This window comes from Pseudomonas sp. ANT_H4 (assembly GCF_008369295.1).
In the GTDB taxonomy this organism is placed as follows: domain Bacteria; phylum Pseudomonadota; class Gammaproteobacteria; order Pseudomonadales; family Pseudomonadaceae; genus Aquipseudomonas.
In genome coordinates this window covers 58,503-70,236 of record NZ_VOBG01000024.1, presented here as the reverse complement: position 1 = coordinate 70,236, position 11,734 = coordinate 58,503, and the positions used below count along the sequence as shown (strand labels likewise).

Annotated in this window: 8 protein-coding genes and 1 pseudogene; 6 read left to right on the top strand and 3 right to left on the bottom strand. The window is 52.7% G+C overall.

Translation table 11 applies throughout. The features are described 5' to 3' along the window. The 5 genes and pseudogenes from FQ182_RS23770 to FQ182_RS23750 all read left to right on the top strand — a co-directional run. Positions 1-1,483 (top strand): annotated as a pseudogene (locus FQ182_RS23770) (DNA methylase); the annotation flags it as partial. A gap of 25 nt (positions 1,484-1,508) precedes the next feature. Then, positions 1,509-3,266 carry a Fic family protein gene (locus tag FQ182_RS23765; RefSeq protein ID WP_149414074.1) on the top strand — a complete coding sequence of 586 codons (1,758 nt, stop codon included), beginning with the start codon at positions 1,509-1,511 and terminating at the stop codon, positions 3,264-3,266. A gap of 83 nt (positions 3,267-3,349) precedes the next feature. Next, positions 3,350-6,091, top strand: coding sequence for a DEAD/DEAH box helicase (locus FQ182_RS23760; protein WP_256666327.1), 2,742 nt, complete (start codon positions 3,350-3,352; stop codon positions 6,089-6,091). Positions 6,092-6,107: 16 nt separating this feature from the next. Further along, the gene (gene pglZ / locus FQ182_RS23755) at positions 6,108-8,099 is read left to right on the top strand and encodes a BREX-3 system phosphatase PglZ (RefSeq protein WP_149414075.1); all 1,992 of its coding nucleotides are present in this window, start codon (positions 6,108-6,110) and stop codon (positions 8,097-8,099) included. A 5-nt stretch (positions 8,100-8,104) separates the two neighbouring features. Beyond that, positions 8,105-8,827, top strand: coding sequence for a hypothetical protein (locus FQ182_RS23750; protein ID WP_149414076.1), 723 nt, complete (start codon positions 8,105-8,107; stop codon positions 8,825-8,827). Between the two features lie 9 nt (positions 8,828-8,836). On the opposite strand, the gene FQ182_RS23745 is transcribed toward FQ182_RS23750, so the two are convergent. The 3 genes from FQ182_RS23745 to FQ182_RS23735 all read right to left on the bottom strand — a co-directional run bounded on the left by FQ182_RS23745 (position 8,837) and on the right by FQ182_RS23735 (position 10,819). Next, positions 8,837-9,139 (bottom strand): hypothetical protein, encoded by a 303-nt coding sequence (locus tag FQ182_RS23745; RefSeq protein ID WP_149414077.1) that lies wholly within the window; start codon positions 9,137-9,139, stop codon positions 8,837-8,839. Positions 9,140-9,453: 314 nt separating this feature from the next. Beyond that, positions 9,454-10,422, bottom strand: a complete 969-nt coding sequence (locus FQ182_RS23740) for a DUF932 domain-containing protein (protein WP_149414078.1) — start codon at positions 10,420-10,422, stop codon at positions 9,454-9,456. 67 nt (positions 10,423-10,489) lie between these two features. Then, on the bottom strand, positions 10,490-10,819 hold the full coding sequence (locus tag FQ182_RS23735) for a hypothetical protein (protein WP_149414079.1): 330 nt from the start codon (positions 10,817-10,819) through the stop codon (positions 10,490-10,492). Between the two features lie 626 nt (positions 10,820-11,445). Here FQ182_RS23735 and FQ182_RS23730 point away from each other — a divergent pair. Next, the gene (locus FQ182_RS23730) at positions 11,446-11,733 is read left to right on the top strand and encodes an AlpA family transcriptional regulator (RefSeq protein WP_256666328.1); all 288 of its coding nucleotides are present in this window, start codon (positions 11,446-11,448) and stop codon (positions 11,731-11,733) included. Position 11,734 lies beyond the last annotated feature (1 nt).

The following is an 11,734-nucleotide window of genomic DNA, read 5'->3' as shown; positions in this document are numbered from 1 at the left end:
GGCTGAAGCCTTGGGCATGACTGATTTGAATGGTGGCGCGCTCTTCAACGCTGAGTTCGGTATAAGACATAGGGGCAGCACCGTACCGGAAAGGTCAGGTGTTGCACTCAGTTTTTGCCGCCGCCCTGCCTATGGTGGATTCTCTTGTCTTTCCACAGGTAGCGCCGAGAAAATTCAAGCACCAGCGAATTCAGTTGATTATATATTTGTAGATCCGCCGTTTGGGGCGAACATTATGTACTCTGAGCTTAATTCGCTATGGGAAGCTTGGTTAAAGGTTACAACAAATGCGGCGTCTGAGGCTGTTGAAAATAAATCACAGGGTAAGGCTTTGGATGACTATCGTCGTGTAATGGCGAGGTGTTTTGGAGAGGCCTTTCGTATTTTAAAACCAGGACGGTGGATGACTGTTGAGTTCTCTAATACTCAGGCTGCTGTATGGAATGCGATACAAACTTCTTTGCAAGAGGCAGGTTTCGTAGTCGCGAATGTTGCCGCTCTTGAAAAGTCCCATAAAGGGTATCGAGCTGTAACAACGACTACCGCAGTAAAGCAGGATCTTGTGATCTCTGCTTATAAGCCGAATGGTGGGCTTGAACAGCGGTTCTCAAAAAATGGTGGGACTGAAGACTCTGCTTGGGACTTCGTAAGGACGCATCTCAACTATCTTCCTACCGTAAAAATAAAAGATGGTAATCTGGACTTTATCGCTGAGCGCGATCCGAGGATCATTTTTGACCGCATGATCGCGTGGTTTGTTCGGCATAACACCCCTGTTCCAATGTCCTCCCATGAGTTTCAAGCTGGTCTCGGTAATCGCTTTGCTGAAAGAGATGGAATGGTATTTCTCCATGATCAAGTCGCAGAGTACGATAAGAAGCGTATGCAGGTTGCTGTCGCTCCCCAGATGGACCTGTTTGTTTCGGATGAGCGTAGTGCTATCGACTGGCTGAGTGATTTTTTGAAGCGTCGTCCCTCAACTTATCAAGAAATTAACTCCGATTTTATGAGCCAGCTCGGTGCTGGTTGGAAGAAGCATGAAGCTAGACCCGAATTAATGGATCTGCTGGAAGACAATTTTATTCAGTACGATGGCAAGGGTGAAGTGCCGAGCCAAATCCACAGCTATCTTTCTACTAATCACAAGGATCTGCGCGGTTTAGATAAGAATGATTCTGAGTTGGTTCGGAAGGCCAAGGATCGCTGGTATGTACCTGATCCGAACAAAGCTCAAGATTTGGAGAAAAAACGCGAGAAGGCCCTACTCAAAGAATTCGAGACTTATCGAGGTTTTACGGGCCGTAAACTCAAGGAGTTTCGTCTTGAAGTGCTGCGTACTGGTTTTCGCAATGCTTGGGTTAATAAAGACTATCAGTCGATCATAGCCATCGCGGCAAAGCTTCCAGATGCAGCCCTTCAAGAAGATGAGAAGTTGCTCACGCTTTATGACATGGCAATGACTCGTACTGAGGACGTTCTGTGATGAGCATATCTGTGAGAGCTTACGTGTGAATCAGGACGACCTACTTGCTCGGCTAAACGGTATTGAATGGAACGATTTCGAATGCAAGCGGGCGCTGAAAGGTGTTCCGGATGACGCTTACAAGACGGTTTCTGCCTTTGCCAATACGGCAGGCGGTTGGCTGGTATTCGGGGTCAGTGAACAAAACGGGCAACTGGTTGTTACAGGGGTAGAGGAGCCGGATAAAGTTCAGAACGATTTTCTGACCACGTTGCGTGGTGGGCAGAAATTAAGTCGTGCTATCGCAGTAGAGGCGCATCGATTTGAGATTGATGGAAAACAGGTTTTTGCTTTCCATGTTCCTGCGCTTCCGCGCCTGGAAAAGCCGGCATATCTCAAGGGCGATCCTCGTCAAAGTTATATTCGACGTGGAGCCGGCGACGAGCAGTGTACGCAGACTGAGCTGGAGCGTTTTCTGAGGGACGCGGCGCAGGAGCGTTACGATGGTGCTGTGTTGCCTGGCATTCCTATTGATCTTTGCTTCGATGAGGCGACGGTCAAGTGGTATCAGACCCAGTTTGTAAGGCGTAATCCAGAGCACGTCGAAATCATTGATCCTATCGAGTTCTTGCTTAACTGGAACTTCGTTATTGAGCAAGGTCACGATTTGCTACCCACACGAGCCGCTGTGCTGTTATTTGGCAAGGGACGCTATGTCCGTCAGGTGCTGCCTCGCCCAGTACTGGATTATCAACGCATTGATGCGCCTTTCGACCAGTGGTTAGCCGAAGAGCGTTGGCATGATCGCTATGTTTTCGAGGAAAACATTTTTCAGACTTGGCAAGGACTTGTCGGACGGTATATGCGTATTGCTGAACATCCGTTTTCGATTGATCCTGCTACTTTGCGCCGCAACGATGACCCGCCTGATTATGTCGCCTTTCGCGAAGCTGCCATCAACCTGCTGATTCACCAGGATTATGGCGACCACGGGCGCAAGCCATCGATCAAACTATTTGTCGACCGAACGATATTCTGGAACCCAGGCGATGCCTTTGTAACTGAAGCTGAACTTCTGGATCCCACTGAAAAGGAAGTGCGCAACCCGGCGATCGTGAAGGCTTTTCGACGCATCGGGTTGTCAGATCAGGCCGGTACCGGGATACGAGCTATTTTTCGGAACTGGCACGAACTCGGGCGTGTTCCTCCGCTGCTTAGGAATGACCGTGCGCGCAAAGAGTTTGAACTGGCATTGATAAACAAGCCTTTGGTAACTGATGCAATGCGGCGCTTTCGCCAAACCATTGGCGTGAACCTGACGCGTGAACAGGCCGATGTGTTGGCCTTCGCTTTGGAGCAAGCTGAGGACCAGCAAATTAGTCTGACCGACATCCGCGGTCTGGGTATCTCTACCACGCAGCAGGCAAAGCAGGCTGCCGACTACCTAGTGCGTCAGCAATTACTTGATCCAATCAGCGAAACCTTGTTTCAGGTCCGTGAGACGTTAAAGCAGCGCTTTTTGCATACGACTGGACAATCTACCCCACAAGCTACCCCTCATGTAGCCCCCCAAGTGTTGGCTATGCTTGTGCGGGTCTCGGGTGAGATGACTCGACAAGAGTTAATGGAGTCTCTTGGGCTGAAAGATCGGAAGCATTTTTCCGACGCCTATCAGCAGCCTGCTCTGAATGAGGGGATGTTAGAGATGACAATACCGGACAAGCCGCAAAGCAGTAAGCAGCGATATCGTTTGACCGAGCTTGGACATGCGGTTGTTAAAAGCGCGATTAAGACAGCGGAGTGATCGAAGTGTTTATGCTACGTATCGGAGATTGGTGCTGGCACACTCGACAGGCCACACCCTGTCGAGTAGTCGACTGTCAGCAAATGTGGGGCGAAATTAGCTACCGCATTTGGCTGCCATCCCGTAATGCGGTGGTTCGCGCGCGCGCAGCAGACCTGAAATCATTGACGGAGATTATGCCGTCATTGGCACATATTCAGCACACCGCAGCGGCAGCAAAGCTGCATGATGCATTAGAAGACAATTTGTTGCTGGCCCCGATCCAGTCCAGCGTAGTGCCATTACCGCACCAGCTGTATGCGCTCAATCGCGCGGTGAGTCGTGATCGCATTCGCTACCTACTAGCCGATGAAGTGGGACTCGGCAAGACTGTCGAGGCTGGACTGGTGTTGCGCGAACTGAAACTTCGTGGCCACATCAAACGTATTCTAGTTGTAGCCCCCAAAGGTCTGATTCGACAATGGCAAGCGGAAATGCGCCTGCACTTTGGTGAACCTTTTAAGTTTATTGAGCCGGCCGAGCTGGCAGCTTTTCGTCAGTGGTGTAATGACGATGACAGTCTGTGGCGGCAGCACGATCAAGTGATCTGCTCGCTTGACTCAGTCAAGCCGCTCGAGGCACGCAAGGGCTGGAGCTTGGAGCAATTGCGTAATTATAACCGAGAGCGCTTTGAGGACCTGATCTCGGCTAATTGGGATCTTGTGATCATTGATGAAGCGCACCGGATGGGTGGCAGTACCGAACAGGTCGCTCGCTACAAGCTCGGTGCAGCACTGGCTGAAGCCTCGCCTTACCTGTTATTGCTCTCTGCCACGCCACACCAAGGCAAGACCGATCAGTTTATGCGTCTGATGCAGCTGCTTGATAGGGAGGCCTTTCCTAATGAAGGTAGTGTCACTCGCGAGCGCGTAAAGCCGTTTGTAATTCGTACTGAAAAACGTTTATCGATTAATGCTGAAGGTTTACCACTCTTCAAGCCGCGCATGACTCGGTTGCAGCCTGTCGCTTGGGAGTCACGCCATATTGCTCAGTACCGACTGTATGAGGCAGTAACCGAATATGTAAAGCACGGATATAACCAAGCGATGGCCGCTAAGCAGCGGCATATCGGTTTTCTGATGATCCTCATGCAGCGTTTGGTGACATCCAGTACGGCCGCCATTCGTACCACACTGGAACGGCGGCTGCTGGCATTGGATACACCGCAACACCAACCATCGCTATTCGAGGCGATAGATGAAGAGGATTGGACGGATCTTGATGGTCAGGCTCAGGTCGATCTAGCGGTACACGTCGGAGCAGACACCCGCGACGCTTTGGAACGTGAGCGTTCTGAAGTTGGTGCGCTTCTGGAGTTGGCTAAGGAGACCGAGGCGGCAGGCGGTGATGCCAAGGCTGAGGCGCTGTTGGAATTGATCTACAAGCTACAGCAAGAGGAAAACGATCCCCAGTTGAAGGTGCTGATTTTTACCGAGTTCGTACCGACTCAGGCAATGCTTAGCGAGTTTCTCGATAGTCGTGGTTTCAGCGTGGCTCAGCTCAACGGCGGCATGGATCTGGACGCTCGTACACGAGCGCAGCAAGCCTTTGCCAGTGAGATGCGGGTACTGGTCTCCACTGATGCGGGGGGCGAGGGTCTGAATCTGCAGTTCTGCCATGTCATCGTCAACTTCGACATGCCATGGAATCCTATGCGCATCGAACAGCGTATTGGCCGGGTGGATCGTATTGGACAGCCTTACGTGGTGCGGGCAATTAACTTCGTGCTGGAAGACACCGTCGAGCATCGGGTGCGTGAAGTGCTTGAAGAGAAACTGGCAAAAATTGCTGAGGAGTTTGGTGTTGACAAGGCCGCCGACGTGATGGATTCCGCCGAAGTCGAGCCGTTTTTTGACGAGTTGTTCGTCCAGGGGTTGCTGGATCCCAGCCGCATCGAGCAAGAGTGCGATGCCGTGGTGTTGCAGGTACGCGAGAAGATCGTCGAGAGTCGTCAGAGTACTGACCTATTGAGCGGCGATCACGCACTGGATGCCGACGAAGCACGCAAGTGGCGAGATCACCCGGCGCAGTATTGGTTAGAGCAAGCGATCATCAACGGTTTGCCATCGCGTGGCGGTGCCGCCGAAAAAAACGGCGATGCCTGGCGTATTCGCTGGGTTGATGGCAGCGAGTCGGTACGGGGGTGTTTTGACGCGCGCATTGCTGAAGCTAACCCTGACTGGGAGTGGATTACTCTGGAAGACCCGCGTGCTAGGGCGCTGATCAGCGAGATGCCGCGTTGCGTATCAGGGCAGCCACTTCCGTTGCTGCGGATTAACAGCTTGCCGGATAGCGTGAAAGGCGTTTGGTCGCTGTGGGAAATTGGTTTGGCAACGCTGGCTGAGTTTACCGCCCTGAACAGCCGGCCACGCCGAAGATTTCTGCCGGTTTTTGTTACCGATGACGGGCGCAGTTTCGCGCCAACAGCCAAGCGCATTTGGGATCTGCTTTTGACTGAGCCGCTGGAGTTATTGCGAGTGGATGAGGCTGTTGATTCGATTGATAGCTTTAGTAGGGTGGAAACTGCCGCTTACCAGCAAGGCGAACCTCTATTCAGTGAGTTGAAGGAGGATTACCACACGCGACTGCGAGAAGAGCGCGAGCGTGCGCTCTATGCCTACAGCGCGCGTCTACAAGCGATCGGGCGCATAGGGCTACCTGCCGTGCGTGAACACCGACGCAAGCGTCTGGATCAAGAACATCAAGCGCGGATGGAGCTACTGGATGAAGCGCAGGCCTGTGTGCCTGAGTTGAATGCGGTGATGCTGTTACGGGTAAATGGTTGAGAAAAGGAGTCCAGCTTTGAATACATGGATTGAGCGGATTCTCAAAGAGTTTCCTGAAGATGTGGCGCGCCTGTGGGTTGCCGCTGATCCAGATGATGTCCTACTCGATGAGCAGGTGCTAATGGAGTTACGCGAGCGAGGGTTCGATCTGCTGCCGTTCGAGGACTCGGTGATGTTCCGTACCGAGTTCGAATCGCGTTACCGCGAAGCTTGGGATCGTGGAGAGCAAGGTCCGGCCAAGGCCTTGATCCTGCACCTGGCTAGTTCTGAAAGCGGTGAGTTGCCATGGGATTACCTCAATCAGGCGAAGACCGTACGCTTGACTCTGGCTGAACTGTTTCCACGGCTTAGCTACAACGTAGTGCGTTATCTGGCTACCGAGCATCTTCAGGTGTTATTTGCTGCCCAAGACAGGTTTGCCAAGCAGACACTGGGGGAGAGTGCGACCAGGGACTTTTTACTGACCCATATTTACAAGATCAGCCCGCATTTGTTGTCTGGTCTTGAGGATCTTTGGGTCAAACTATTGAATCTGCACTATGGCGAAATTGAGCTGCCGGAGGATCTGGCGTTGCATATGGCGCATATCCTGACACAGGAGCCGGAATTCCGTCACTTGCCACTGACTGAGTTGTTTAGTTCGCGCAGCTATTTTCTGCGGGTATTACAGGATGCGTGGTATCGCTATCTGCGTGATTTAGGAGTGATCGACATGCGTGTGGCTGAAGCGCCCGCGCAACGTGAGCGAGCCATCAGTGTTCCCTTCGATCGTCCGCAGATACGGGCTGTGATCGATTCGTTGTTTCTGGATGGCTCCCTGCACCCATTGGAGGTCAGCGGTGGGGTTAGCGGGGTCCCTGAGTGGGCACTAATTGGTATGGTGAAAGACCCCTTCGCCATGCGCAACCTGATTGTCGATGGCGCGAAGAACTTGGAGGAAGGCCTGCCGGCGCCAGATGCTAGCTATCGGGACTGGGGTCAGTTTGCACGACGCTTTGGCGAGTTGTTGGCTCGTTTCCATGGATTGGAAATTGAACACGCCAACGATATTCGCTATCAGATTGAAGAGCTTCAGCGACTGATTGATCAACGTTTATTGGTTTGGGTCAAACAGCATTTTGCCGACTTGCCGTCTTTGCCTGCCGTAAAGGGGCCGGTCATGGTTCACCATGTTCCACATTACTTGGCCAGGCGTAGGAATGATGGCGAGGCACGTGTAGCACTATTGGTATTCGATGGCTTGGCCGTCGATCAGTGGGTGCATATCCGTGAGCACCTAGCCAAGTGCGCACCCCATCTTGCCTACGACGAGAGCACTAGCTTCGCCTGGCTACCGACGCTGACCTCAGTATCGCGTCAGGCGCTGTTCTCTGGGTTGCGGCCTCGTGAATTTGAAGGGTCGATTGAGCACACCAGTAAAGAGCCTACGCTCTGGAATACTTTCTGGCAGGGCGAAAATCTGCGGGTAAACGAGGTGCTTTATCGCAAGAGCATCAAGCGGGTGGACGACTTGCCGGAGCTGGCTGATAAGCTCTCAAACTCAATAATCAAGGTCGCGGGTTTGGTGATTGATACTGTGGATGAAATCGTGCATGGCGCGGTACTGGGCAAGCGTGGTATCGCTAGCCAGATCACAAACTGGTGTGAGACAGGCTTTGTTGAGCAACTGCTCGAAATATTGTTGAGCCATGGCTACCACGTTTACCTGACAGCGGATCACGGTAACGTCGAGGCTGTGGGTGCTGGTCGCCTCAATGAAGGGGCCTTGCCTGACCTGCGTGGCGAGCGGGCACGAGCTTATCGCAATGGAACTCTTCGCGACCAGGCATTAGCTACCTGCTCGACTGCAGTTGAGCTTAAAATACCGGGCCTACCAGAAAGCTTCCTGCCTATATTTGCTGCCGAACGCACAGCGTTTGTCTCTCAGGGGGAGCAACTGGTTGTTCACGGCGGCATTTCGGTGGAGGAACTGATCGTGCCTTTTGTAAAAATCTTTCGTGCAAGTTGAGCTCCATGACCACGCCTGCACCACTCATTGGTTTTGACCGCTACATCCGGCTCGAATGGGCTGCGGCCGCCTTGAAGGCTCGTGCTGGCTTGGCAAGTGTCGATGAACTTGATGCCTTCCTAGCCACTGCTAACTTGGGAAAGGAGGCTCTGGGTAAAACACGAACCAAGCTGAATGGCCTGTGGCTTGCTCCCAGAGCGGAGCTTCTTGACTTTGCAGATCGTGGTGCCGCGATTCTAAAGACTGCTCCTGGCGTGTCAGCAGTTGCGCTGACATGGGGGATGGCGTTGGCTAGCTATCCGTTTTTCGCCAAACTCGCTGAACAGGTCGGCCGACTGACAGCTTTGCAGGATGACTGCTCAGCTGCGGAGGTTCATCGTCGGATGAACGAAGTATATGGTGAACGTGAAATCACCCGGCGTGCCGGTCAAGCTGTACTGCAAACCCAAGAGGATTGGGGCGTCATTGAGCGTATTGAAAAAGGGCGACGTCTGCTGCGCCGACCGGCAATCCTTGTTGATGATCCGCATCTGGTCACCTGGTTGATCGAGGCAGTCTTGCGTTGCCTCGGAAAACCTCTTGCTCTGAGTTCTGTGCAAACGACGCCTGTGTTGTTCCCATTTAACCTTGAAGGTTCCCTGGCTTTTCTGGCATCTGGCAGCTCTCATATTGAACTGCGCACCGAAGGTCCGCATAGCCAGTTCATTGCCTTGCGTGAAGGAGCTTGACGCTCTGACCTACAGCCAATGTTCTGGCACTTCAATCCCGTAGTTTTTTGCTACGGTTGTCAGCGTAGCGATGATCTCAATATGCCGAGCAAGCTCGGCAGCTTGCCAGTTGGCACGGCGCGGCAGCAGGGTTTTCAGCTCTGCCAGATTGTACATGCCCAGACGGTGGAAATTGCCCCAGCTGGGGATGCCAAATAGGTTGTATATGACCACGGTGGCATCACGCTCGCTAGCAAGACGCTTTTCGCCGGTCAGCTTTTCGGCAGCCTCTTTGGCATTGTCACGGTCGTCGTAGGTGTTGAGGAGTTTCATGGGGGAGTCTTTTCTATGGTTTCGGCCAAATTGTACCCGAGGTTGGGTCATGTTCGGTTTGGCGAGTAATAGTGAGCAGAGACTTGCGCTGGTAACACCTCCGACGACTGCGGCATAAAAACTGCCAATGCCACGCTTACGTACCGCCAGCCAGTCTCACGAGGCCACTCTCTGGTGTAGATGGTACGTAAGGTTGTCGAGCGTTAGCGGGTATATATCTTTAGTGCTTGAGTTTCCATGGTGTTTTCCAGTCGAGCATAAAAACGTCCTGTCAGCAGAAGCTGCCTGGACGTTCTATTTGCAGAGGGAGTCTGTCAGGCGACGAATTGAAGTGCTTTTTCGAGAGCACGTTGTTTTATAGCGGCTCCTTGGCCAAACCAGGCCGAGTCCATTCGGTATTCCGTGCTTCTAGCGCGTCGCTCGTGGTCGACGTATTCCGTCACGGCGTTGAGCAGGCCCCAGGCCGTTCCACGAGCAGACTCCAAAGTCGCTCCACGACCTTCTCCTTCATACAGAATTTGCACCTTGCGAAGGGCTCGTTCATTCGGTAGGACGTCGGGTGTAGGGCTATTGTGCTGTGTGTCGCACAGCACATTTCGGAAGAAGCCCATTGCCTCATGCTCCTGGACATTTCGCTCGGCCAGCATACGCATTCTGTGCATGAACTCGTCCCATTGCGAGACTGCGATACCCAGCTGCTTCTTCACGGATGTTGGATCGAAGCGGGTGTTATGCGGAACCTTAATTGCGCGGGTGGTGCTGTCCAAAGCGATGGTTAGTGTGTTGTTGCAGACCACGCGGACGGAGGTAGGAGTGGCTGTGGTGGCCAGCGATCCGTCGCAGGACGTGGCCAGCAGTAGATAGCCATCAACCTGATCGTTGCCTTTCAAGGTGGTCGTCTGGCCGGTCTTGGCCAAGGCCCAGAACTTACGTCCGCCCTTCAGTACGCCAGCGGTCTCCAACTCGAAACCCGACACTTCGGTGAGGTCCCGGTAAAACTCTAACACTTCACGTGGTTGTACGATTTGGTAGCGCTGAGATACAACAGACAGCGGGATCTTGGTGTCGGAGCGATAGAGTACCTTCTGTTCTGGGAAGGAGTGAATGGTTCCGACATTGCCGATGGCGTCTGCCTTGAAATAGACGGGGCTTTCCTGAATCTGCCAGTTCATACCGGCTTCGCGCTCCCAGGTTTCCAGCGGTTGATTGGGGGAGAGCTGACTGCCCAGGCCATGCCAGGGAGTAGCGCCAACGTAAGCCATTTGCTCAATGAAGTGGGCCATGGTGATTCCTGCTTAATAATGGATGGTGGCGCCGTTCTGGTGCGGAACAGCGCCCGGCATTTGTTACTTAGTTTTTGGTACTGAACGTGTAACCGCAGTGCAGGCACTGGTAGTTATCCAAGACCTTTTCATCAACTTGTTCGCCAATCGCCGCCCCAGCAATGCCGCCTGCGGCTCCGCCAAACAGTCCGCCGAAAATAGCTCCAGCAATGCTTCCGATGGCGATGCCAACGGGCCCACCGGCGATACCAAGGGTCGCGCCTACTTCTGCGCCTGATAAGGCTCCAGCGGCTCCACTAGCCGCGCCACTCACAGAGCCGATGACTCCCCCCGCTTTTCTTCCAATATTTTTTGTGACCACTCGGTCGGAGTTGCAGTTAGGGCATAGGTTGGACATACAGAAGTTCCTTTTTGATTTCACGCGCAAACGATTAATGATTCGCTCATGGTTGAGCGTTCATGTAGGTGATATAGGTCTGAAAATATTTTGAGTGGTTTTTTAGTTGCGAGGCTTGAACCATGCTTTATATCGAGTCTGCGGGGCTGTATCGAAGTGTTACGCCATCCACGTTTTAGCAAGTATTGGGTATTAAATTGTGACCCTGTAACACAAGCACAATGCTCTGCGCTTTGAACTCACTCAGGCATAAAGTGGAGAGCACTTCTGGTCCTGGAGATGATGCGTTACGGTAACGGAGGGAGAATATTTCAGGAGGAGGCGTTCAGAGTTTCCTGCTATTTCTGCTACGAGTAGCAAAAATAGCAGTAGCGTGACGAGCATCCGTCACTGTTTCCGCTCTTAGCGTCGGTCTCGGTCCTGCCAGATAGGGGCGTTACGCCACCCTGTCACGCTCAGCTTCCTCGGTCCCTAAATACTGCCGAAAGGCCCACTATAACGGGGCTTGCGTCAGGTTTGTGTCCGTAGCCAGCTCCTAACGTTAGCAATCGTTACGCTAACGGAGTTCAGTTTTTTTGGTTCGTTTCCTAGGATGAGCGCCAGTCAATCCTAAGGAGTACAAACAGATGCTCACTCAACTTCCCCCCGTCCTGGTTATGCTTCGCTTGAAGCAAGTGATCGAACGTACGGGACTGTCCCGTTCCACCATTTACGGCAAACTTGATTCAAAATCGACACAGTACGATCCGAACTTTCCAACTCAAGTTCCCCTTGGTAATGGGGCGGTGCGTTGGGTTGATGCAGAAATAAATGCATGGCTTGAACAATGCGTGAATTCGTCTCGCTCTAATAGCCCTGACTTGTTTGTGAAAGTTAGCCGCAAGGTAGGTAAGCGTAATGCTTCAGTAGCGTAGA

Coding starts and splice junctions, on each gene's coding strand:
- FQ182_RS23760 (WP_256666327.1), top strand. CDS start 3,350: ATGTGGGGCGAAATTAGCTACCGCATTTGGCTGCCATCCCGTAATGCG.
- FQ182_RS23750 (WP_149414076.1), top strand. CDS start 8,105: ATGACCACGCCTGCACCACTCATTGGTTTTGACCGCTACATCCGGCTC.
- FQ182_RS23745 (WP_149414077.1), bottom strand. CDS start 9,139: ATGAAACTCCTCAACACCTACGACGACCGTGACAATGCCAAAGAGGCT.
- FQ182_RS23740 (WP_149414078.1), bottom strand. CDS start 10,422: ATGGCCCACTTCATTGAGCAAATGGCTTACGTTGGCGCTACTCCCTGG.
- FQ182_RS23735 (WP_149414079.1), bottom strand. CDS start 10,819: ATGTCCAACCTATGCCCTAACTGCAACTCCGACCGAGTGGTCACAAAA.
- FQ182_RS23730 (WP_256666328.1), top strand. CDS start 11,446: ATGCTCACTCAACTTCCCCCCGTCCTGGTTATGCTTCGCTTGAAGCAA.